General features: G+C 38.3%; 21 protein-coding genes and 2 pseudogenes. 18 read left to right on the top strand and 5 right to left on the bottom strand.

Features of this window, described 5'->3' with window-relative positions:
- Positions 1-319 precede the first annotated feature (319 nt).
- From MHB43_RS24740 to MHB43_RS24705, 8 genes and pseudogenes are all read left to right on the top strand, one after another.
- A complete protein-coding gene (locus MHB43_RS24740; RefSeq protein ID WP_339185439.1) occupies positions 320-1267 on the top strand; it encodes a YafY family protein in 948 nt (315 codons plus the stop codon).
- A gap of 67 nt (positions 1268-1334) precedes the next feature.
- Positions 1335-1769: pseudogene (locus MHB43_RS24735) on the top strand (DinB family protein); the annotation flags it as partial.
- A gap of 129 nt (positions 1770-1898) precedes the next feature.
- Positions 1899-2375, top strand: a complete 477-nt coding sequence (locus MHB43_RS24730) for an EVE domain-containing protein (RefSeq protein WP_339185438.1) — start codon at positions 1899-1901, stop codon at positions 2373-2375.
- Positions 2376-3293: 918 nt separating this feature from the next.
- Positions 3294-4139 (top strand): polymorphic toxin type 44 domain-containing protein, encoded by an 846-nt coding sequence (locus tag MHB43_RS24725; RefSeq protein ID WP_192133377.1) that lies wholly within the window; start codon positions 3294-3296, stop codon positions 4137-4139.
- A 124-nt stretch (positions 4140-4263) separates the two neighbouring features.
- Positions 4264-4800: a DUF5412 family protein gene (locus MHB43_RS24720; RefSeq protein ID WP_192133379.1), complete on the top strand. Its 537-nt coding sequence runs from the start codon at positions 4264-4266 to the stop codon at positions 4798-4800.
- A gap of 316 nt (positions 4801-5116) precedes the next feature.
- Complete coding sequence (locus MHB43_RS24715; RefSeq protein ID WP_339178573.1) at positions 5117-5857, top strand: hypothetical protein; 741 nt, start codon at positions 5117-5119, stop codon at positions 5855-5857.
- A gap of 572 nt (positions 5858-6429) precedes the next feature.
- Positions 6430-7023, top strand: coding sequence for a YdeI family protein (locus MHB43_RS24710; RefSeq protein WP_339178571.1), 594 nt, complete (start codon positions 6430-6432; stop codon positions 7021-7023).
- A 121-nt stretch (positions 7024-7144) separates the two neighbouring features.
- Entirely contained in the window at positions 7145-7402 is a 258-nt protein-coding gene (locus MHB43_RS24705) for a type II toxin-antitoxin system HicB family antitoxin (protein ID WP_339178568.1), read from the top strand.
- Between the two features lie 26 nt (positions 7403-7428).
- Here MHB43_RS24705 and MHB43_RS24700 read toward each other — a convergent pair.
- Positions 7429-7965 (bottom strand): annotated as a pseudogene (locus MHB43_RS24700) (DUF554 family protein).
- 517 nt (positions 7966-8482) lie between these two features.
- Between MHB43_RS24700 and MHB43_RS24695 the strand changes: the two are divergent.
- Both MHB43_RS24695 and MHB43_RS24690 read left to right on the top strand, forming a co-directional pair.
- A complete protein-coding gene (locus tag MHB43_RS24695; RefSeq protein WP_339178566.1) occupies positions 8483-9058 on the top strand; it encodes a papain-like cysteine protease family protein in 576 nt (191 codons plus the stop codon).
- Positions 9059-9083: 25 nt separating this feature from the next.
- A complete protein-coding gene (locus MHB43_RS24690; protein ID WP_339305312.1) occupies positions 9084-9881 on the top strand; it encodes a hypothetical protein in 798 nt (265 codons plus the stop codon).
- 210 nt (positions 9882-10091) lie between these two features.
- Here MHB43_RS24690 and MHB43_RS24685 read toward each other — a convergent pair whose 3' ends face one another.
- From MHB43_RS24685 to MHB43_RS24675, 3 genes are all read right to left on the bottom strand, one after another.
- Positions 10092-10466 (bottom strand): amidohydrolase family protein, encoded by a 375-nt coding sequence (locus MHB43_RS24685; protein WP_405130648.1) that lies wholly within the window; start codon positions 10464-10466, stop codon positions 10092-10094.
- A 119-nt stretch (positions 10467-10585) separates the two neighbouring features.
- Positions 10586-11413 (bottom strand): amidohydrolase family protein, encoded by an 828-nt coding sequence (locus MHB43_RS24680; protein WP_405130647.1) that lies wholly within the window; start codon positions 11411-11413, stop codon positions 10586-10588.
- 197 nt (positions 11414-11610) lie between these two features.
- Positions 11611-12222 carry a TetR/AcrR family transcriptional regulator gene (locus MHB43_RS24675; RefSeq protein ID WP_339178560.1) on the bottom strand — a complete coding sequence of 204 codons (612 nt, stop codon included), beginning with the start codon at positions 12220-12222 and terminating at the stop codon, positions 11611-11613.
- Positions 12223-12507: 285 nt separating this feature from the next.
- Between MHB43_RS24675 and MHB43_RS24670 the strand changes: the two genes are divergently transcribed.
- Genes MHB43_RS24670 through MHB43_RS24655 form a run of 4 tightly spaced genes read left to right on the top strand, consistent with a single transcriptional unit; the run spans position 12508 to position 17374 of the window.
- Positions 12508-13563, top strand: coding sequence for an MBL fold metallo-hydrolase (locus tag MHB43_RS24670; protein ID WP_339178558.1), 1056 nt, complete (start codon positions 12508-12510; stop codon positions 13561-13563).
- Between the two features lie 4 nt (positions 13564-13567).
- Complete coding sequence (locus MHB43_RS24665) at positions 13568-14923, top strand: ABC-three component system protein (RefSeq protein WP_339178556.1); 1356 nt, start codon at positions 13568-13570, stop codon at positions 14921-14923.
- Positions 14920-15486 carry an ABC-three component system middle component 1 gene (locus MHB43_RS24660; RefSeq protein WP_339178554.1) on the top strand — a complete coding sequence of 189 codons (567 nt, stop codon included), beginning with the start codon at positions 14920-14922 and terminating at the stop codon, positions 15484-15486. Before MHB43_RS24665 ends, MHB43_RS24660 begins: the two co-directional genes overlap by 4 nt.
- The gene (locus MHB43_RS24655; protein ID WP_405130646.1) at positions 15476-17374 is read left to right on the top strand and encodes a hypothetical protein; all 1899 of its coding nucleotides are present in this window, start codon (positions 15476-15478) and stop codon (positions 17372-17374) included. The genes MHB43_RS24660 and MHB43_RS24655 overlap by 11 nt, the downstream gene beginning before the upstream one ends.
- Positions 17375-17382: 8 nt before the next feature.
- Here MHB43_RS24655 and MHB43_RS24650 read toward each other — a convergent pair whose 3' ends face one another.
- On the bottom strand, positions 17383-18339 hold the full coding sequence (locus tag MHB43_RS24650) for an IS30 family transposase (RefSeq protein WP_076210700.1): 957 nt from the start codon (positions 18337-18339) through the stop codon (positions 17383-17385).
- Positions 18340-18537: 198 nt separating this feature from the next.
- On the opposite strand from MHB43_RS24650, the gene MHB43_RS24645 reads away from it, so the two are divergent.
- From MHB43_RS24645 to MHB43_RS24630, 4 genes are all read left to right on the top strand, one after another.
- Positions 18538-19695 (top strand): hypothetical protein, encoded by a 1158-nt coding sequence (locus MHB43_RS24645; RefSeq protein WP_405130645.1) that lies wholly within the window; start codon positions 18538-18540, stop codon positions 19693-19695.
- Positions 19696-19832: 137 nt separating this feature from the next.
- Entirely contained in the window at positions 19833-20102 is a 270-nt protein-coding gene (locus tag MHB43_RS24640) for a hypothetical protein (protein ID WP_339178550.1), read from the top strand.
- A 199-nt stretch (positions 20103-20301) separates the two neighbouring features.
- Entirely contained in the window at positions 20302-21339 is a 1038-nt protein-coding gene (locus tag MHB43_RS24635; RefSeq protein WP_339178547.1) for an ROK family protein, read from the top strand.
- Positions 21340-21673: 334 nt separating this feature from the next.
- Positions 21674-22873 (top strand): MFS transporter, encoded by a 1200-nt coding sequence (locus tag MHB43_RS24630; protein WP_339185437.1) that lies wholly within the window; start codon positions 21674-21676, stop codon positions 22871-22873.
- The last annotated feature ends 244 nt before the right edge of the window (positions 22874-23117 follow it).

Genomic DNA, 23117 nt, shown 5'->3' with positions numbered 1-23117 from the left:
ATAATAGTCAAATGATAATAGTGATCGTTAATCCAAAACCTAGATAGAATCTTTTCAAAAGTGTACAACTCCTTCAATGAATAATGATTGTTGCGTTGTTAGCTATCTTCAACATTATCGGTTTATGTATCGTATTTTTCCAGTATGAATATAAAGTGGAGATAGGTCTGATTTCACAAACAACTCGCTCTAAGTCCACATAAGATTTTCTTCTGGTGATATGTAAGACGTTCCATTGATCTAATCCACGAAACGAAAGGGCAAGTTACTGTGATAGAATGAGTTAGGTTTGAACGATGAAACGGTGGGGGCTTGGAAAATGAACAAAACGGAGCGGCAACTTGCGATTACGCTTGAATTGCAGCGAAGAAAGATGTTAAGAGCAGAAGATTTAGCTGCTCAATTTGAGACAAGTGTACGTACGATATATCGAGATATTCAGGCATTAAGTGAGGCTGGTGTTCCGATCATGGGTGCTCCGGGTCATGGGTATTCCCTCATGGAAGGATATTTTCTGCCCCCGGTAAGCTTCACAGCAGAAGAAGCCGTATCCCTGCTCATGGGAGCTGATTTTATCGAACAGAGAATGGATACAGAATACGCGATGGAGGCTAAGTCGGCTCAACGCAAAATTGAAGCGATTTTACCTGAATCCGTTCGTGACGAATCAATACGTGTTCGGGAAACGATGCGACTGCTTCATACGGTTGAACCTTTAACCCGAGCGCGGGTGAAAACATACCTTAACCAGATACGTAATGCCATTCTGGATCAACGTAAGATCAGCTTTATGTACCTGAAAAAAATGCCAGGAACGGATGGCAATCGCTATAATATGCGTGAGGTTTCACCTTACGGACTCTCACTGGTTCAGGAGAATTGGATGTTAATTGCACGTTGTGATATGCGACAAGACATCCGTCATTTTCGTTTGTCACGCATGACTGAACTTTCCGTGCTGGAGGATCAATTCCTTTTGCCACCGGATTTTGATCTAAACAGTTATCGACCTCCTGAGGACCGTAACGAACAAGTATTAATTCGGGCTAAACCTGAAATTGCTGACAAAATTATGGAGGCCCTTCATTTTTATATGGATGCATTTGAAGAGCAAGAGGAAGGTGTTGTTTTTCATTTTCGTGTCCGCTATCCGGAGGAAATATTGCATTATTTACTTGGTTGGGGTGGAGATATCGAGGTCTTGGAGCCAGAGTCTTTACGCTTCCGCATGCAGGAAGTAGCCAAAAATATCTTAAAACACTACTGACATACACCTGTCAGTAGTGTTTTTTTATACTTTGATATATCACAGATCAAGAGGAGTGGGTTGAAGGATGAGAAGTACAACGGAAGTATTGAAATCATTTGAAACGGCAGTAGAACGATATTTGGCAGAACTGAACAAATTGGATATGGGGAGCTTACATAAAAAACAGAGTGAAGAGGAATGGTCCATTGGACAGACGTATGTACATTTGATTCAATCAGCGCTTTTCTTGCATCTGCATAATATTGAGCAGTGTTTGAGCAGTGAGGATTCAACGTTAAACTTGGGGGAGGAAAAAACAGAACTGGGTAGGCAAGTGTTTGAATTAGGACAATTCCCTCCCGTGCCTGTTAAAGTCCCTGCTTCCCCGCAGTACACCCCGCAACCACCCGAGAGCATGGAGTCCTTGATTGATGGGCTTCACATGGTCATGGAACGGATGAGGAGTACAGAACCTCTTGTATACCAAGCATCGGTAAATAACAAAATACATCATCCAAGGCTTGGCGCTCTAAACGCTCAGGAGTGGTTTTTGTTGATAGACATGCACTACAGACATCATTTTTTTGCAATTAGATCGATTGATATCGAATCTGGAAATGTATACGAGAAAAGAGGATGGGATGTATCTATGAAACCAAATCAGGACAGCAGATATTGGATTGGCGTTGTATCTGCTTCTCATGTGAATGTAGCCGTAGAGGGAGGATTTGCGCAGCTGTGCCATGGCAAGTCAGCACTGTTGCGACAGATGTCCGCGGGTGATTGGCTGATATACTATTCTCCACGCACAGACATATCAACAGGCAAGCCACTTCAGGCTTTTACCGCTATTGGCCAAATTACCGACAATAGGATATACCAATACCAGATGTCGGAATCCTTTGTACCCTTTCGCCGAGATCTCCGTTATCTTCCGTGTCGAGAAGTGAAGATCGCAACGTTGTTAGACCAACTTAGTTTTACACGCGGAAATCGCAATTGGGGGTTTCCATTTCGTAAAGGTCACTTTGAAATTGGGGTTGATGACTTCATGATGATAGCTTCCTCCATGTTGGAAGATGAGACACAGTCACTACTGGATATTAGCTTAAGCCAGAAATGTTAACCAAACCAAAAGGCCCATAGACAGTCTATGGACCTTTTTGCTTTATGGATAATCATATCCTCCACCGTTGATATTACATTTGCGAAGACGATGAATGCCAAGGAAAGACCTTTAATTGCCCCGTATTTCTCAATAGCTTGAATCATATACACGAACAGCTATGATTGCAAAATGGGGGTATACAAGTAAAAGTGGGTTGTATACATGTGGAGTCATATCTTCTTGTGAAAGAACCCGGTCCGTGCTTTCCAAATCCGGATGGAGGTCTGTATATGAACCATCAACTGTCACGGTTGTCTGTTATGACTGACGAGCAACTCAATGGAAATATTGCACGCTGCCTAGGGTACATCTAATAAGGATCAAACCCGCTTGCTGAAGGGGAATTTCGGAAATATTTAGAAAAATGAGTGAGAATCTAGTTTTCAAATTCAGCAAGAAATAGATTTGATAGATATGTATCAGTCAGCACGTACAAACCGATAGTTAACATTACACTGAAGCTCCATGAACAAGAGCGGGCATAAGATTATTTTTGAAGTGCAATCTCGTATTTAGTATCCATTCGATAAGCTACCCTGAAATTAGGAGGATGGCTTTCTTTATATCTTATGGATTATTGTGGTGTATAAGCAAAATAGTTAGCCGTTGTTTACAAATTGTAACAATTAAATGTAAAATACTAGAATCAATGTATTTAATAAATATTTTTATGTAATATATATGTTTAATCTAGATTATGTATAAATACATATATTAGCGGTAATTTATCTTAACTTCTTTACCAGAGTTGAATTGATTGTCTACTCCAAAATAGGAGTTAACAATAGTATCTTTAGCTGTTTATTCAAAGCCTCATATGTAGAAAGGAGGATAGTAACTTCGTCTAACTTTTTAATTTGAAGGGAGTTATTCTAAATGAATACTATAAATCACAAATCACTGAAGTACGTACTGGGAACGATCTTAGCAATAGCGCTATTCATGAGTTTCAATCTCTCTGCAAAAGCTGCAGACTCTGAAGTAATAGAGGTCGCTCAAGTCCAACAATTACATGAAAAAGCTAAAGATCTTAACCTTATTAAAGTTGTAAGAGGTCTGATCAACATCAATGAAATTGAAGTCAATAAAGAGAAGCTTGGAGTTACAGATGAAAACGTATACCAAGACTATATTAATAGTCTTCAATCAACAAATGTTCTGATTAGAGCGGGCTACTCATATATTGACGATAATAATGACCCTCAGATGGTATCTGATGAAAAAATCGCTAAGTTATCAAGAGAAGAACCAAGCAATTTAATTACTGTTGAACCTTCTAATCCTTCTGATGATATAGTTACACCATATAGCGAAATTCTGGATCTTAAAGGAATGGTTACAGCAAATAGAAACCAACTGACGAGTTACTATTGGAATGTTTTTTATTCTTCCGCTACGACGGGCCAACCCGCATTAGTAGCAACAGCGTCCACAGCAATATGGTTTAAAGCAAAAGTAAATATACGTGGACCTTGGGATTATAAAACCCAACCAGGTTGGGGTGGTGCTCAGAAACAATGGTTGGCCGATACACACACAGGACGTCGAACAGTAACTACTGAATATATTGGAAATTACAATTATGGGTTCACTGGACAATTTTTATTTCCTTTGCAAATTTTGTTTTATGGTGGTCAGTATGCTAACGGTGATATCTGGACTCCAGAAGATAAAAATGATAGAGCCGCTATACAACAAGGATTCAATGACGCTACAAGATAATTAACAATGGACATAATCTTCGACTAAACTTTATATATTGAGGGATATGTGTCATCTCATTAAGCAGGAAAGATGTATTAACCGCGAATTTTTATCTATTTAAGGAAAAGGGGGTTCATTTTTAGTGAAAAAAATAAGCTGGTTAGCTTTGTTTTTAGTACTTTTTTTGTCCATTATTTCGATGTATTCACTGTATTCTAATATGAATAATAAATGGTTAGTTATACCACCAAACTACGTGATTCTACTATTTTCAGTTATAGGCTTGGTCCTAAGTTTAATAAGTTTCAAAGATAAATCGAGCAAGTCAGCTAAGGTAAGAAGTTGGATATCCACGCTTCTTTCGGTAGTACTGATCGTTTTACTTTTTGGTGTTTTATCATTTACATCCATGTTTTCGGGTTCAAAAGAATTACTTACGACTACGCATTCACCAGACAAGAACTATACATTAAATTTCTTTAAAACTGACGCTGGTGCCATGGGGTCTTCTGGAGTTATAGGAGAACTAAAAGGACCTCTATGGTTTAAACGAGTATTTTACTATGAGCGAAAGACAGATCAAGTTAAGTTGGAATGGGTTGATAACCACACAATCTCAATTAATGATCAAACTGTAAATTTATTGAATGGAGAAACTGTACGCCGTAACCTTAATTGATTTGTTTAAGCTCAACTTCCAAAATATTGTATAATACGTGAAGATGCTGATTTCATAATAAACTTAAAGCGAGATTCCCTCAGGAGTATCGCTTTTTTTAGTGTTAGAAAGTAGTATCAACACTTTGAATGTTTTAGAGATTAAATGCGAACGTAATACACTGAGTTCCATATTGGATAGTATGGTTAATTCCTCACTAAGTGGATTGTTAAGTACAAAACGGATAATTATATAGAGGATATGAAATGTTAGGCACGTAAAAATCAGAATAAAGCAATAAGAATATATACTGACTAAATAAGAGGAGGGCCAACCTGTGAAGAAAAAAACATTGGTTACACTACTCACCATTCCACTGGTAGCTGCATCTGTGAGTGGCTACATGTACTTGAATGAACCGTCTGTAGTTAGTGCTCAAAGCGATGTTGAAAACGCAGCACTTAAGGCGACCCAGGGTAAGATTGATTACATTAAAGAATCGTTTGAAGACGGATCATATATCGTTCGCTACCGGGACCGTGTGAATTTGACAGAAATCACTGAGGAATACCGTGATAACCAGCTTCATAATAAATTGATTATTGAAGATGGTGGTAAGAAAATCACTTCGTATGGTCGAGATTTCGAGACAGGAAAATTGGTTGGGAATACTTGGACCATGCCGGACAACATAGCTGCTGAAAATGAGAAGTTGCTACAGATCTCGCTGTTGGAGAATGCTAAAGAAGAATTACAGAGTCAGGATTGGACAGTACTGGAAGCAGCGGGCACACAATCCCGTTCTGCTACACAGAGTAACGAGCAAAAAGCTGTTTCGGAGGATAACCTCCACAAGGAAGTTGTAACCATTGATGTAAATACGGGTTTACCGACAAAACGTGTGATTTATCAGAAAGACAAAAACGGTGAAATTGTAACTAGCTCTACCAAGACCGAAGAGTACAAGTACCTGGATTCTATGCCGATGAAGATCCAGAGCTTTGCTCCGGAAGAATCCGTAGAGATTAAAGAAATACCGGCGCCTGTAATTGAAGATAAGGTGCTTGAAGGTTCATAAGACTTTCTGTTCCATCAACAACTACAATTAAATAAGACAGCCAGCCCCCGTACTTGGGAGCTGGCTGTCTTATTTCTTATCCGTAGCCGGAATTAACTTGATGGGGTTTCAGATTGTTCTACGAGTTTATCAAACAGTTGTGGGTCCGTCTTTTTAAAGAATTGAAGTTGTTCTTCAGTTAGTTTGCACATAGTTCCTTTTTGCTGAGTCATTATAAACATTGAAAAGGATAGTTGTTTAGTTGGGAAAAAGGATTTTAGAATCAGGTCCGTTGCTCTCCATAAATAATTAACTGCCATAAAAGAGTACAACAGATTATACTCTACGTCCATATTGACTTCTTTAGCCATTTATTTAATAGAACTCGCCCCAAATAATTCAAACCAATTAATACGTCTTCTTAAATCACTTTCTTTAATTATAGGCCATCTAACAGGATGGTCTTTGTTGCTATTCAGGTTTAAATTCAAGTGGAAAAGTCAATAAAGGCTCTGTAAGCAACGCTGTACAATCCACTGAAAACCAGTACAATTGAATCTATAAAACCATGAGATAAAGAGAGGTATTTCTCCATGACCGATACAAGTGGGAATCGCAAAGTTGACGGCTATCTAAAGAAACTCAAAACGTGGAAGGAAGAGTCCACAAAGCTGAGAGAGATTATTCGGGATTTTGAACTGACAGAGGATATGAAGTGGATGCATCCTTGTTACATGCTCGATGGGAAAAACATCGTACTAATTCATGGATTCAAAGAATACGTGGCCATTCTGTTCTTCAAAGGTGCTCTGCTGAAGGATACACACGGCATTTTGGTCCAGCAAACGGAGAATGTACAGGCAGAACGCCAGCTTCGCTTCACCAGTCTGGAGCAAATTGAGGAGCAGGAGGCTATGATCAAAGCCTATATCCAGCAAGCGATTGAAGTGGAACAGGCCGGACTGCAAGTGGAAATGAAAAAGACTACCGAATATAGCGTTCCTGAGGAACTTCAACAGCAATTCGATGAGAATCCTGCTTTCCGAGATGCATTTGAAGCACTGACACCCGGACGGCAGCGGGCATATCTCTATTATTTCTCACAACCGAAGCAATCCAAAACAAAAGTGTCACGAATCGAGAAGTACATGCAGCCGATCCTGGAGGGCAAAGGATTGAATGATTAATCTTATAACAATATATTTGAGGGAAATTAAGAGTAAAAGCGAGTTGAGAGCCTTTCAGATATAATCCGAAAGGCTTTTTGCTGTTTTTGCTAAAAGTATAGATAACAGGAGAGTGTCCCATATGATTCGAACTTACCAATACTACGCAATTTTTAATTTTGCTGAGGATGGAATTAATGTTACATTTCCTGATCTGCCTGGGTGTATCACCTGTGGCGATTCAGTTGAAGAAGCATTATTGATGGCGAAAGAAGCACTTGAATTATTTTTGGATGGAGAACCTGTTGAAGATATTCCGCCACCTCAAAGAATAATGCCTGAATTATTGAATCCTAAAGATAAAGCATATTTAATTGAAGCAAGTATTAAGTATGATTGATGAACTCTATATTTACATATCTGAAGCTACAGCATAAAGATAGGAATAAATAAGGCAGGCAACAGATTCAACACTTTGATCTTCGTAATCTTCAAGATGTTTAACCCCGTACAAAGCGCCAGGATACCACCTATCAGAGTGATTTCGTTCATGATGTTTGTCGTCATGAAGACGGATAAGAAATCAGCCGAGAAGAAGACCAGTACTTCGATAATCAATAGAATGAACGCTGAGAAGATGATGCCGATCCCAAAGGTGGATGCCAGAATCAATGACGTAATACCTGAGAAAATCGTATTGATTTGTAAAAAGGTATTATCCCCCTGTAATGCACTTTATAGTGGCCCCAGAATCGGGATCGATCCCACGCACAACAATGAGATGGCAACCGTTAATCCTTCATTTAAGCCATTGGACGAGAATTTGGTCCTGATGTTGGACAAGATGTTCTCGAAATCAATGAGTTGCCCAATTATCCCGCCTATCGTCAGGAAGAAGAACGACGTTAGGTTTATTTTGGTACCAACGAATGATTTCGTCGCCCATTTCGGAACCGTACCCAATGGTATCCACACCACCTTGTAAAGCGACCCTTATTCTTCATGCTTCCCATGGGAAGTTGCTCACCAGTGCCAGATAAGGAGCCCCATTTCCATCCGTACATTTAGGAAAAAACCGGAGACGAGCAGATTGGGTCTGACAAATCATCGTTGTTAATCTCATCCCGCAGCTGCACGTCAGTGTAAAAGAATTCTCCCACACGACGCCTCGTCGTCACACCTGCATGGAGTACGGTCAGTGCGTTTCACTCTTTTTTTTTCCGAACTTGGTATCCAATATCCGATCATAGGCATACTGCAACAAGCCTCAAATGGTGGATATGCTTTGCGCTACTTTTTTTGAACTTAGATTAAAGTATTTTTAAAAAAAGGAAACATTTATGATGAATTACTAGTTATATACAGCGTGGGTGACATGAATATGGAAGGTTTGGATTGGAGGGAACAAAAAAGATTGAGGTAGATAAGCGCAGTTTAACAAATTTATTCAAATCTAATGAAATGAGGGGGCAGGTTTAAAATGAAATCTCGAAGAACTTTTTTATTCTCCGTATTTGCACTAATATTCACACTCTCTTTTGTGTCACAAGCATATGCTGCTTCTACTGATTTGCCATCATATCCTATTGCAAAGCAAGAGAAGAGTGAATGGTGTTGGGCAGCAGTTAGTTCAAGTGTTCTTAAATTCACGGCTAACAAAAATGTCTATCAATGCGATTTCGTTAAGAAAGTGAAGTCAACCAGTTCTTGTGCTAATATATCGGCATCCACAGTAGAAGCCCAAAGTGGAATGCATGACTATGGAGTATCTTCTAATTATTACTCAGGTAATCTAAATGTTGCCCAAGTAAAAAGTCAGATTGATGGAGGGCGCCCCGTATATGTGAGTTGGAAATGGAATAGTCCTACGGCTCTTATTGGTCATGCAGTTGCTATTTATGGCTATAGTAATACTCCTACCTATACTTATTATATGCATTATCTGGATCCTTGGGATGGTGTGAAAACTTCAATGGAATTCTCGAAATTTAACGGAGGTACGGGAGCAGAAAGAACGTGGAGATGGGGACTTAAAGACTTTTGGCATTATCAATAAGGATTAGCTGAGGAGGTCTATAATCATGAAATATATTAGAATTTTAATGATGATAGGGATAGGTCTAATGGTCAGTTACATTATGGCTCCAAGTAGTTATGCCAGCAATGTACCTGAAGATGTACAGACCTTTGCCAAAGGACAAGGATTGGATGAATTCAAAAAAATGGTATTAGACGATCCTGTGGGATATGGCTATGAGAATGAAGAAGAAGTTAAGTCTGTCACTTTAGGCCCTGGCTTCGAAGTATACTTATTTGACTCTGAGAAATTTGAAAAAGTATCTGACAGTCTGATTGATGTGTCTAAGCCGACAGGACAGTATGACTTTATTGTGCAATCGGGCGGTGTTGGAAAGTCATTTCTTAGTATAGAACAATTCGAAGGTGAGTTCAGATTGGTTCTTGCAGGAGGAGATGCCTCCAGGTTGGATGCGTCCTTAAATACGATGACAAAATCCTTATCTACTGACGTAGATACGCTTAATCCGGTATTAATCAAGGACGGAAATATCCGTTATTTGGCCGTGAAGATCAATGGTAAAGAAGTAAATATACCAGATGTACCTACTGAGAAAAAATCACTTATGGGAGGTATGGATAATAATCAGCTATGGGATTCCTCCAAGACGATTGATTTCTTAAAAGATGTGCAATCCCAAGGAGTTGATCCAGAAGTAGACGGTGCGGGTGGCTATCCGGTCATTAACTCCGGTACATCTCCGAATAATTATATGAGTATAACAATAATGAGTTTGGTCATTGCTTTAGTAGGTTCAATAGTAGTGTACATGTGGGTAAGAAAAAGACAGAGCTTGAAATGATTTAAACACCACAGACACTCCATTCAACGAAGAACTCTCCTTCCGTTCACAAAAGTAAGCATGTTGAGGGTTAAATTGAAGTTTTGTTTAACCAAAAGCACCTACGGTTTCAGGGTATCCTCCCTTCGTAGTTGCTTTTTTATACTGGGTTTTACATGTTTTTGAAGAGGGTGGTGGAATGATTTTGTTCATTAATATTCACTCCTGAATTCACCAAACTGAGTTTAGAACATCGTCGACTTCTTTGATTCTTGTGACAGATGGTGTTTGAATTAGATTTCCTTTGACCATGACCATAGAGATGTCTGACAAGGCCTCGATATGTTCGAGCGGATTTTGCTCCATGATAATCAGATCGGCATGTTTCCCGATATCCACCGTCCCTGTAACATCGTCAACGCCTAAGATCTTCGCATTGGTTCGGGTCACCATGTCGATGACCTGTTTGTTGTTCAGGTTGGCCTGTCTCATGTAGTGGTCCATCTCTCTCCACATATCATAGTGAGTCACGTAAGGCATGGCGGCATCAGTACCTATACCGATGGTGATGTCGTTTTCGATCGCCTGTTTTACGCCTTTGAGCATGGAATCGTAGACGAGTCGGGAATTCTCTTTTACCGTTGCACTTACCTTCGTTACGCCAGTATCCAGTGAATCGGAGGGATAAGCGGCTTGCAGAGTGGGGATGAGTGCGGTGTAACCATTCAGGGCATTGGATTATTTTTGTACAAACGAATGATTTCGTCGTCCATCTCCGAACCGTGCTCGATGGTATCGACGCCACCTTGTAACGCAACCCGTACGCCTTCCGTGCTCTCCACATGTGCTTCCACCCGCAAGCCAATCTTATGCGCTTCATCGCAGATCGCTGCAACTTCGTCCACCGTCATCTGTAATCGGCCAGCTTCGCCCACCATTTTCGCATCCGTCACGCCACCCGTCACACAGATTTTGATCAGATCCACGCCGTGTTTCACATTGATGCGCACATTCTTTCTGGCTTCCCACGGAGAGTCGCCCACAAGAGCCAGAAATGGAGCACCATGTCCGCCCGTGACACTTAGGAAAAACCCAGAGACAAGCAGATTAGGGCCGACAAAGTCGCCGTTATTAATCTCATCCCGTAGCTGGACATCGGTGTAAAAGAATTCCCCCACACTGCGCATTGTCGTCACACCCGCATGGAGTGCGGTCAGCGCGTTGCGTTTCATGCGTTTTTTCAAAACGTTTCTGCCAAACTTGGTGTTCAATATCCGATCATAGGCAAACTGCAACAAACCTTCACTGACCGAGAGACTGAACGGTTTACCATCTGCAAAGAGGTGTACGTGTGCATTAATTAATCCAGGCATCACGTATTTCCCTGAGAGGTCGATGGTTGTGTAGTGACTTGGGATATGCAACTCATGATCTCGGCCGATATCCTGGATAAGTCCTTGTTCATTGACGAGAATCGTCATGTTTTTTTGCAGATTGCGGCTTGAGTCGCCGTGGATCAGATTGACCTTTTCCAATGCGTAAGCGGTGTTCATATTGTGTTCCTCCTTGGAATGTAGGTGAGGTGAGTAGTTAAGGTAATGAAGATACATGTTTCAATAATGAATAAATAATTCATTTTTAGGTTAAAAAAATAGCCAGATCTATGATGTAGTTTTTTTTCGTGCAAACCAAGTGAAGTTGATCTGATCGGCACGCTTTGTCTAACCGGCATAAATGATGAGATGGAGCGTTATTCGTTGAGACTCTTCATACCGTACAGTCTGTATACATATAACGCTTCGAATATTTGCTTCCGGCTGTCCTCACTCATATCCCGTTTCAATAGATCCAGGTTCATGTCGATCACGTTGTGTGCGAGGATGTTCAGTAAGATCAAGTTCTCCTCAGTGCCAATCTCATACCGTTTATATTGATTTTTGAGATATGCCTTCTTGGTTTCGATCATCAGCTCAACAAGTTCATTCTTGGCGTTGGTGTAGATGGTGCCTTTATTCTTTTCGAAGATGATAACAATCTGATTCCGGTATTTCCGTAATACGTCTACCTGTTCCTGCAACAGCGCCGACTTTCGCTTGCTATCCGTTTCCTCGAACAAGGTCTGGTTATCAAAGTGAATCGTCTCCACCAGCACATTTTTCAGATAATCCACCAGATCCGGCGGCACGACGGCGTAAAATAGTTCTTTCTTGTTCTTAAAATAAGTATAGATATTGCCCACGGAAATATTGATTTCATTCGCGATATCGCTCATCTTGGCATCCACATAGCCCTTTTCAAAAAAGACTTTGAGTGCCGCGTATTCAATCTCTTTCCTGACTTCGTCTTTCTTGGCTTGCACCATCGGGAACGACTCCTTAATAGTGAATGATTGGTTCGTTATTAGGATAGAGTCTTTTTTGGGGGTTGTCAATGAGGTGAGGAAGGGGACTTTATGTGAGAAATACTCTAACACAATAAATATTCTTCCAATTTCTTGATAATATTTCGGAATAGCAAATATCAGTATAAAGAAAGAGAACACTAGTTTGGAAGGTATTGGGTAACATTATAGCGAAATCTGTAGAACCAATACCATGAATGTTGTGTTGCTTTATGATGGAAAAATTAAATTATACATGGAGGTAAGATGAATACTGAAATAATGGCGCTACCTGCGTTGGATGGAGACTGTTTTTTGATAAAATTTGGGGAAAAAAAAGATATAAAAAATATCTTAGTTGATGGAGGAAGAGGGCCTATTGGTTTTCAAAAATTAAAAAAAGAAATACATAATATGATTTTAAAAAATGAATTCATTGATCTATTAGTTCTTACACACGTGGATCGTGATCATATTCAAGGAATATTATCACTATTTAAAGACAAAAGTATACCCAAAAATATATTTAGGAAAATTTGGTTTAATTCAGGAAGGGTTTTATATGAATATTTTAGTAACGAAATACAACAAAATAGGGATATCTACCTAACAGACACCGAATCATCAAGAGTTAGTATTGCTCAAGGCATTCAATTTGAATCTATTATTGAAACTTTAGGTATTTCAAATAAAGATATAATTAAATCACTTGATTACTTTCAAATTGAGGGTGCAACATTTACTATATTATCTCCAAACATAGAAACTTTAACTAAATTACACGAAAATTGGGAAACCGAGTTGGGTGAAGAGACCTCTAAAATCAGTTTTTCTACACATTCCAAAGATAGATTTGATATAGATCAGTTGATAAATGATAAATTTATTGAGGACAAAAGCTTACCCAATAAAACAAGTATAGCTTTTATATTTGAGTATAGAAACAAAAAAATAATGATGTTAGGCGACTCTCATCCATCCATTATTGTAAATAGTTTAGAGGCATTAGGATATTCAAAAAGAAATAAGTTGAAAATTGATTTAATGAAAGTATCTCATCATGGAAGTAAGTATAATACTAGTGATGAGCTTCTTCAAATTATTGAATGTAGAAAATTTTTGATTAGCACTAACGGAGTAAAACATGGTGTTCCTGATAAGGAATGTTTGGCGCGTATCATTAATTCTAATAAAGATAAGACATATTTATATTTCAACTATAAACAACGAAGTGATATTTTCACAAAAAAAGATATGGAAAACTATGATTTTGAATGCATTTTGCTAAATTCAAATCAGTACAACTATCATTTGGAGGTCTAATAGATTGTTTAGCGATAATTATTCTCAGATGGCTGTTAGAATTCAAGTGGGTGGTACTAAACCTTCTCTAGGTAGTGGTTGTTTGTTTCAGCCACATTCAGATGAATATTCATATGTCTTAACAGCAAAGCATTGTCTAATAGGTAAAGATTTTGATAACCCAAATGTTTTGGAACTATCTGATATTAGTATATTCAGAGATTCAGATTTTGGAGGAGAAAAATTGAATGTGATATCTTATAAGATACATGAAGATGACTCTTATGATATTGCTTGTATTATTGTGAAAAAAGTTAATGATCTCCCCAATCTATTAATGGGTGAGCCACATAGGAACTGTGAAATTATCTCTTATGGATACCCGTATATCTTGAATGATCGAAACATTTGTGGGCAATTATTTGAAGCTAAAATTATGCATATTCAAAGAAATGAGCAAAAGCAGTTTACAGCGAAGGTAGATGTGGGATTTTTAACATATGAGAATGATGCTTTGACAAATATTGAAGGATACTCTGGATCGGCCGTATATATTCAAGAGAATGAAGGTTTACTTATAGTTGGTGTAATAATAGAACTTAAACATCCATCAGGTGTTTTTTCTGAGTTTATTGTTGAAAATATATCAAGCTTCAACGAGTTCTTGTTGGCAAATTCGTTGAAGCCATTGGAGCCAAGTTGTTTATCAACATTTGATTATTATTTCCATCATGCATTTTTAGGATATAGTGAATTCGAAAGGTCTTGGTTGAAACAAAAACTGCAAAGTTCGGTTAGTGCGGAAGTTACTCCAGCAAAAATTAAAGATGTTCTTAGAGAGAAATTATTGGTTCCTTATTCGGATTATAGTGAATCGGTATCTATTCATGATGATTTATGGAGGGGATGGGTATTATTATTAGTTGCGCTAAGTCATGATAGTAATTTTAAATTAGAGTCAAAAGACCTATCATCCCCTATTCTTTTATATAAAACTAATTCTGAAGCCAGAAAAGATCCAATTCATCACTTTTTCGTTAAAAGATTTTATAACTTCCATGACTTTATTGAACACATTGTTACTAAAGATAATATTTATGATGATATTCGCCAAGACGGAATAATCATTGTAAATAACTCTGGATCATTCAAAGCAGCGGCTCTAAATAAGTCTCAGATAAAAAATATAATAACCGATATTTCACAAACTAAACCACTAAATGGAGTAATTAATATTGATGACCCAGAGATCGACAAAAACATTTCTGTATTTCATTTGAAGAAATTTGAAAATATTTTCGAATCGGTAGACTGGAATAAGGATCTTAATACAATCGATCAAGAATTAAAAATAGAGTTAGAAAGGGTATTTGAAAAATGATAGAACAGAATAATATTATAATCCCTAAATTAGAACTAGATAGTCAACAAAGTTTAGAGCACTTGCTATGTTGGGAAAAAAAAGATCCTAACTTCTCATTTTATATATTCAGTATTCAATTTCATAGCAATGTTCAGTTGGAAGAAATGTGGAAGAAAATCAATAACATCATAGCTACATATTTTCAAAGTAATCTAAATAAAAATGTTGAAAAATGGAATATTTATTTATTTTTCTTTGTTGTAGATAAAGTATCAAGAGATGTTAAATATAAGATTGAACAAGATAAATACTGTTCAAGGAAAATAATAATTGATAGTAATGAAGAATGGTTAGATGAAAATAAGATAATGAATTATATACAAATGCAACTATTTACCTTGAAAATTGAGAAAAAAATTGATGGATTGAATGATATTGCATTGGCAAGTAAATTATTCAACTCAGATAATGCTGAATTAGCTAATCTATTCCTAGAATTCACACAACTGAATAACAAAAAATTAAAAAAAGAAAAAATACAAAATTACTTAAATGAAAGGAGAAAAAGAAATGAAATTTAAATCGATTGAGATTGAAGCATTCCGGGGTTATAACAAAAGTCAGATTTTTGATTTTACAGTAGAAGAAGAAATTATGAATTTGATAGTTATCTATGCCCCTAATGGTTTCGGGAAAACTTCTTTTTTTGATGCGGTTGAGTGGGGCTTCTCTGGAAATATAAAGAGGATATATGGCAATAATCGAGTAAAAGAAATTGCTAATCATGATAAAGGTTACATATTGAAGAACAAAAATAGTTTGAATAGATATGGAAGAGTAGAGTTTATATTAGAAAATAATGAAAAAATTGTTTTAGGAACACCTGTATTAAATGGTAAAAGACAACGTGATGATGATAAGCCAGTTATCTTTCAGTCTAGTGAATTCTTCAAAGAACATCGGAATAAATTGTTTATAAATCAGAATGTATTAACACATGATAAGATAGATTCTTTTTTAAGGTTTTCAACTTCTACTGAAAGATTCAATGCATTAAAAGAATTTTGGGATCACAGTGATGATACTCTGGTGTACAGTAACTTAATCCAAATGAACAAAGACGTTCAAAAAAAATGGGAGGATACCTCTAATAAGATAAGTGCTCAGAGGACTGAACTCAATGCCAGTAAACCTAATGAATTAGTAATTTTGAATGTGCATAAATTGGTAACTGAGGTTTTCAGAAATGATCCGGATAACATGCCAATTATTATGGATGAATCTTCAGATTATGACCAGGCTATGCAAAGTCTTAACAAAAAGTTGTCTGTTTTTGAGACAATAGCGACTCAGAGTAAGAATGAAATTGAAAGGGCAACTAACTTAAGTGTAAGACTTAAGAAGGACTATATTAACTCCAAGAGTTCAATTGCAGAAAATTTTAGTCAGAAAAATGAGTTGAATAAAATTTTAAATACTTTCAACAATTTGAACGTAGAACAACAGAATTTCAAGCAGTATGAAGCAAAGATAGCAGAATTAAATTTAAAAATTAGAGGTGTCACATACTTAATAAATCAATACGGTTTTTATGAAATGATGAACAGTAAAATTGCTGGATTAAGTGCGAGTAAATCTGAGTTAGATAGAAGAATATATAATATTAATGAAGAGATGTTTCTTATTGAAAAAGAGCATATAAATGAAAATCAAGAATATGAATTTCTTATAGAGAAACGAAAAAAGATAAAAAACGACCTATCTTTATTAGAAGATTGCTATAGCAAAATTTCGTCTTTAGAAAAGAAAATATTCTATGAAAATAGAATAAGGAGAATTGAACACTGTTTAATCGAGCAAGGGAAGAAAGAACAACAATTAGAATTTATTATCAATAAGTATAAAGAATATAGAGCTGCAGATAATAATACTTTATGGGGAAAAGTATCAATGGAACATCCATCAGATGATATTGAAGTTCTATATGATCAATGTGTAAAACTGTTCAATAGAAATGTTGAGCTTAGTAATTTAATTGACGAAAAAAACAGTTTATATTCTAAATACAATGGATTAAATGGTGATTTGTTAGAATTAATTGAGTTAGGGACTAAACTCGTTACAGAAACAAAAAATTCTTCTTGTCCCTTGTGTAAACATCAATATAACGATTTCAATGAACTCTTAAAAAAAATAAACAATGACACGAAGTATCTCTCAGAAATAGATATCCTTACTAATCATATAAATATGTTAGAAGAAGAGAAAAATAATAATACTAACAAGCTAATAATACTTAGAGAAGCTTATAACGAAAGTATTAGTACTGCCATAGAAAGTCTCCAAAGTAAATACGTGAGGTATATTGATAAAGAGAAGTATTTAATTGGAAAGTTAAAAAATTCAAAAGAGCTATTCAATAAACATCAAGATAATATAACTTTAATCTATGATTTTCTTATAGGCTAGACAGATTGTCAAACCAAGTGCGACAGTTCCTCTGTGAAAGATTCGTGAGCGGTTCTCCAGCCCAAGCATTTTCGGGGTCTGTGGTTAATCAGATCCAGTGAGTGGCCGAGATCTTCATCCTCTACTTGAGCGAAGTCGGTACCCTTGGGATGAAACTCCCGCAGTAGTCCATTCCCATTTTCGTTGGAACCGCGTTGCCAGGAAGAATACGGGTCAGCAAAATAGACGTGAAAGCCATGTGTGTCTTCCAGGTTTGCATAGCAAGCAAATTCCTTGCCTCTGTCAGCCGTGGCTGTAAGGAAGGTGCCTTTAGGGTACTGGGAGATGGCTACACCAAGCGCAATTTCCATGGACAAAGCGGTACGATCCGGCATGAGAATGGCGGTATACAGCCGGGTTTTGCGTTCAATGAGCGTGGCTACGCATCCTTTACTTTTCCCACGACCTGATACGACGGTATCCAGTTCCCAGTGCCCAAACGTTTCTCGGGAACGAACCTCATTGGGGCGATCCGAAATGGATCTGCCGATAGCGAATTTACCGCGAGTTTCTGTGGGTTTCTGACGCTTCCCTTTGTGTCGAAGGACCTGTAACACGCCTCGAACTAGACGTCCGGCATAGAGCCAACGATAGATGGTTTTAAAGGAGACCGACGGCAGGCCTTGGATGCGGAAACGTTCCGTGATCTGTTCCGGAGACCACGTGGCTTGCAGTTTTTCCTCCAAGGAAATAGCTAAGACTTCGGACCATTTACCAGGTGAGACAGAAGCCTTACGACGCTCCTCATACGCGCTCTGAGCCTGTTCTGCCTGATAGGCTTGCGATGAAGTAGCACGATTCAATTCACGACAAATCGTCGAAGGATGTCTTCCTAATTCTTTTGCGATGCCTCTTGAACTTTGACCTTGCCGATGGAGGATTTCTAGCTTGCTGCGCTCGATTATGCTAAGATGTCTGTAGCTCATGGTGGATTCTCCTTGTGTGAATGGTTGTTGTGGTGACTTCATTCTACACGAATCCGGCCATGGGCCATTATTTATTTATTTCCAGCGGGTGTCGCACTTCATATTACAATCTGTCGCTATAATAAATCAAACTATTTCGAGGAGACTCGTCAAAAGCTTAATTTAGTTTCACATGAAATAAATTTAAATCTTGAGCGAATGAAAGAGACAATAGGTGGAATTGAAAATTCTATAGAAATTACGAAAAATATAATAATAAGTAAGAAACATGAATTAACTAAATTGAAAAGTAACTTTGAATTTATTAACAATCAAATCTCTGATCTTTTAAATAATAAAGAGTTTAATGAATACAGAAGAATTTTATTACAGGAGTATGAATTGTTAGAAAATGAGAATTTCATTGAGACACTAACACAAATGAAAGATTCTTTTAATGCTTTACTAGTTACCGAAACTTTAGGTTTAAATGAAACAATTAAAAATTACAATAATTTTTTAAAGGAGTTAGAAGGTAAGAATTATGAAAATATTGTTAACAGTGTTAATCAAATTGATGTATTAAACCATGAATTAAATAATATCAAAAACCAATTTTTCACTGAATACAAACTGCTCCTTGATGTAGATGATGTCTCTCTGAATCATTTAGAGCAATTTATATCACAAAAAAATGAAACTAAATCCCAAAATGATAAATTAATACAGGTGTGTAAAGAAGCTATTAACAATCTCGATGTTCTAGAAAAAAATGAGTTATGGATAAGGAAAAAAAATATCTTAAATGATTTATTGGCTGAACAAGAATATGTTGATCAGTTATTAAGAGATACAAATTCATTAGTTTTAACTGGCAAAGAGCATATTCAAAAACAAATAGAAACAAAATTTAATTTAGCAACAATCAACAAAATATATCAAATGATAGAGCCTCACCCCGACTTCACCAATATTGAATTTAGAATAATACAACAAGAGGATAGTCAATTAGGCTTAATGGTTTCAGCCTTGAATAAAGAAAAAACAAAAGAAGAGTCTCCAATACTATTCTTTAGTTCTGCCCAAGTAAATATACTTTCTTTAAGTATATTTTTAGCTAAAGCTCTTGAAAGTAATAATGGTTATAACACTATTTTTATGGACGACCCGATCCAACATTTAGATAGTATAAATTTACTTTCATTTATAGACCTGTTAAGAATAATCACAACAGAACTGGACAAGCAGGTTATAATTGCTACCCATGATGATAGATTTTTTAATTTAGTGAAAAGGAAATTAGATCCAAATTTTTTTAAGTCTAAATTTGTACAACTAGAGTCTTTTGGGAGAATTAAATCTGAAGATCATTATTGATTTTGAAGAAGAATTAATATAGCGCTCTAACTGTTAATGCGCTTTTGTACAAAATTATTAATTTCAATTGTACGTCTTCGCGTACCACTTTCGCCTTTAGTCTATGTTAATCTCTTTTTAACAAAGGAGAGATTAACATGACAAGTACCAACAGCGAAGACCTGTCTTCGCAGTATGCACAACTCGTCCAACAAGAAGACGATTACGTTGATCAACTCGTCACATGCAATAAACTCATCCTAGACGCCATGGAGATAATTTCGAAGCAGGCAGGTGTGCTAGACATGGATACGGTGAAACAAGCAGCATATCACCTTCATGCCATGGAACAGGATCTGAACCGAAAGTTATTTGAAGTTCGACTGGAGAAGAGCATCTTGGCCAATCACATAAGCCAGTCTACATAAACTACCTTAACTAAAAGGACAGTGCAGGATGATATTAGATGATCTTGAACTGTCTTTTTGCTTTCCCGTCCATACGTTTATCGCTCTCAATTTAGCATTGACTTTCCTCCCAAATCCCCCTACACTTCAATTATTAAAACACTTTTAAAAACATTCATTGAATGGTTCGAAATGAACGAAAGGAGGCATATAACTAACTATGCTACCCACATCACACAACACCCAGCAGGTGAAGCGCATTAACGTTGAATTGGTGAAGAACACGCTCCGATCAATGGGCGTAGGCACGAAGGCTTCCATTGCGAACCTGACAAAACTAAGCGTAGCGACATGCGGCACAATCCTTAACGAATTACTCCAAACGGGTGAGATTATCGATCTGGGTCCAGACGAATCGAGTGGGGGAAGACCGGCGAGTCGATATCAATTCAATGCGGACTACGCCAGTGTGCTGTGCCTAATTATTCGAACAGAGGGCGGTATTCACTCCATTACACATACATATGCCAATCTGAACGGAGAGATGGCGGACGAACAGACGCTCATTTTGGAAGAAATTAATGTAACGGTGGTAGAGGATCTAATTGCGAACCTGATCGAACAACACCACAATGTTCAGGCGATTGGGATCGGCATACCTGGGGTGGCGCACAACGGCGTTATTGGGATTTGCGACGTACCGAAGCTGATGTATCAGCCACTCGGGCCAAGGCTTAAGGAGCAGTATGAAGACGTGGAAGTGGTCATTGGCAACGACATGAACCTGACGGTCTACGGACTGTATAACCAGCAGCAGTTTGAGGAAGAGAAAAACTTCGCGGTGGTGACGTTTCCGGAGAACCATTTTCCGGGTGCAGGCTTTATCATTGATGGTCGCCCGCTGACCGGGAATACGCAATTTGGGGGCGAAGTGTCCTTTTTACCTTTTGGCGTATCACGGGAAGAGCAGCTGCGAATGTTGAAAACGACGGAAGGGTTGCAGGAACTGGTGGTACAGACGCTGGTATCCATCATCGCGATCATTAACCCGGCTACGATTGTGGTTACAGGGGATACGATGGACCCGGCGATGCGTGATGACCTGACGCAAGGTTGTTTGGATCGAATGATTCCACTGGAGCATATGCCGGAGTTGATTATTCAAAGAGACACTCGGCGCGAATATGTTACGGGGCTAGTCGCGGTGACGCTGGAGAGCCTGACCTACCGCATCCAGGTGATTGAGAAGCAGTGGTAAAGGAACTGAACGTTGATCAGAAGGATGATCTTTCATCTGATCGAATAAAATTGTAGTAATCCTTTTATATAAGATGAACTATTTCATTAAACAGTAACGGAGAGGACAGAAAAAACCTGAAAAAGCGGAGCGTTCGCCTTTATCACCGGATTTTCCCTTAACAAAAGGGAATGAAAAAAATCTGGGGATAACAGCGATTGGAAGGTTGTTCTGTCATTGGAGTGTCCAGTTTATGACCCTTGTTTCAACTTATATAGACACAATGGAGGAACTTATTTTGAATCAGCAAGCAGGTACACAAGGGAACAAACGAAAGTTCAACAAGCTGTACGCCATGCAACTGGCAACAATCTTTCTGGGATTTATCGTATTCGGGATATCGGAAAATATTAAGGGGCCGGCCATTCCGCGTATTCAATTCGACTTCAATCTGGATGAGAAACAGCTCGGGACGTTATTGTCTCTGAACGCACTGGGGTACCTGATCGCCTGCTCGTTCACGGCTATTCTGGTTCGCAAATGGGGTATCAAGGCCGTCAGCATCATATCTTTTGCATCGATGATCTTATCGGGTGTGTTCATTTACATGTCTCATAACTATCCTCTCTTTGCTTCATCGTACTTCTTCATGTACATCGGTAACGGCATGCTGGAGATTGCTTTGGCGATTCTGGGTGCGCGGATCTTTGTGAAGAACACAGGTACGATGATGAACCTGTCCCATTTCTTCTATGGGCTGAGTTCAACGGTGGCGCCTTTGCTGGCGACAGGGGTGATGTCGTTGAGTGTGTTCGGACACGTACTGGACTGGCGCGGCATGTATCTGGTGATGTTGTCACTCTGTCTGCTGCCGATCATTGCGGCACTGCGCAGCAAGTTTCCGGGGGATGATCTTCCTCATGAAGATCGGACCTCGCTCAAGACGTTAACACGTGATCCAGCCATCTGGCTGATGGTGCTTATTCTTTCTTTTGGCGTGGTATCAGAATTGGCGGTTGGGGGTTGGCTGGTTAACTTCCTGGAGAAAGCCTACACGTGGGACACCGTGAAAGCTTCGGGGTTACTGTCCGCATTCTTCCTCACGTTCTCGCTTGGACGTTTGCTGCTGGGTCCTCTAACGGATCGGATCGGATTTGTACTGTCACTGATTCTGTTCTCGGCTTTCTCGGGAGTGTGTACGTTCGTGGCACTTGCAGGGGGAGAGCGTCTTGCGATTTTCTTTGCAATATCTGGCGCGGGCATAGCGATGATCTATCCAACAGTTATGGCGTTTATCGCACGCAGATATCCGAATGGCAGTGACACCGCGATTACGTTCACGGTTACCTTGATGGGGGTTGGTAGTGTCATTGGTAACTATGTGATTGGCTGGGTGATTGAGGGCGTGAAGAATCTGTACGGTTCAACGACTCAGTTGGGACTGCTGCGCGGACTTCAAGCGGGATATGGATTCATCGGTTTATGTGCTGTGATCTGTGCGGCATCTGGCGTAGTGTTGTACGTGTATTTGAAAAGAAGGCAGGAACTGATATAGATAATATGATAAGTGAAGTTTCTTTGATAACTCTTTCTCATCCAATTATGGAGTGGGAAGGAGTTTTTTTATGCTTCATGACAGATTTTCATGTGTAGACAGGGAACAACGGAGTAATTGCTACGATATATAGCTTGGGTTCAACTATTCTCAAATGATACAAAATAGTACTATTTTCCTTAACGATCAGAATATTTTGGTAATTAATTATTGTTATAAGCTAAATTACATATTATGATGTATA

This window comes from Paenibacillus sp. FSL H8-0317 (genome assembly GCF_045040685.1).
In the GTDB taxonomy this organism is placed as follows: domain Bacteria; phylum Bacillota; class Bacilli; order Paenibacillales; family Paenibacillaceae; genus Paenibacillus.
The sequence above is the reverse complement of the archived record's forward strand: the minus strand, read 5'-3'. Positions and strand labels throughout refer to the sequence as shown.

Bases quoted from the DNA above. Each gene is read 5' to 3' on its own strand.
- MHB43_RS24740 (WP_339185439.1), top strand. From the start codon at position 320: ATGAACAAAACGGAGCGGCAACTTGCGATTACGCTTGAATTGCAGCGA.
- MHB43_RS24730 (WP_339185438.1), top strand. From the start codon at position 1,899: ATGAAACCAAATCAGGACAGCAGATATTGGATTGGCGTTGTATCTGCT.
- MHB43_RS24725 (WP_192133377.1), top strand. From the start codon at position 3,294: ATGAATACTATAAATCACAAATCACTGAAGTACGTACTGGGAACGATC.
- MHB43_RS24710 (WP_339178571.1), top strand. From the start codon at position 6,430: ATGACCGATACAAGTGGGAATCGCAAAGTTGACGGCTATCTAAAGAAA.
- MHB43_RS24705 (WP_339178568.1), top strand. From the start codon at position 7,145: ATGATTCGAACTTACCAATACTACGCAATTTTTAATTTTGCTGAGGAT.
- MHB43_RS24695 (WP_339178566.1), top strand. From the start codon at position 8,483: ATGAAATCTCGAAGAACTTTTTTATTCTCCGTATTTGCACTAATATTC.
- MHB43_RS24690 (WP_339305312.1), top strand. From the start codon at position 9,084: ATGAAATATATTAGAATTTTAATGATGATAGGGATAGGTCTAATGGTC.
- MHB43_RS24685 (WP_405130648.1), bottom strand. From the start codon at position 10,466: ATGCTCAAAGGCGTAAAACAGGCGATCGAAAACGACATCACCATCGGT.
- MHB43_RS24680 (WP_405130647.1), bottom strand. From the start codon at position 11,413: ATGAACACCGCTTACGCATTGGAAAAGGTCAATCTGATCCACGGCGAC.
- MHB43_RS24675 (WP_339178560.1), bottom strand. From the start codon at position 12,222: ATGGTGCAAGCCAAGAAAGACGAAGTCAGGAAAGAGATTGAATACGCG.
- MHB43_RS24670 (WP_339178558.1), top strand. From the start codon at position 12,508: ATGAATACTGAAATAATGGCGCTACCTGCGTTGGATGGAGACTGTTTT.
- MHB43_RS24660 (WP_339178554.1), top strand. From the start codon at position 14,920: ATGATAGAACAGAATAATATTATAATCCCTAAATTAGAACTAGATAGT.
- MHB43_RS24655 (WP_405130646.1), top strand. From the start codon at position 15,476: ATGAAATTTAAATCGATTGAGATTGAAGCATTCCGGGGTTATAACAAA.
- MHB43_RS24650 (WP_076210700.1), bottom strand. From the start codon at position 18,339: ATGAGCTACAGACATCTTAGCATAATCGAGCGCAGCAAGCTAGAAATC.
- MHB43_RS24645 (WP_405130645.1), top strand. From the start codon at position 18,538: ATGAAAGAGACAATAGGTGGAATTGAAAATTCTATAGAAATTACGAAA.
- MHB43_RS24640 (WP_339178550.1), top strand. From the start codon at position 19,833: ATGACAAGTACCAACAGCGAAGACCTGTCTTCGCAGTATGCACAACTC.
- MHB43_RS24635 (WP_339178547.1), top strand. From the start codon at position 20,302: ATGCTACCCACATCACACAACACCCAGCAGGTGAAGCGCATTAACGTT.
- MHB43_RS24630 (WP_339185437.1), top strand. From the start codon at position 21,674: ATGCAACTGGCAACAATCTTTCTGGGATTTATCGTATTCGGGATATCG.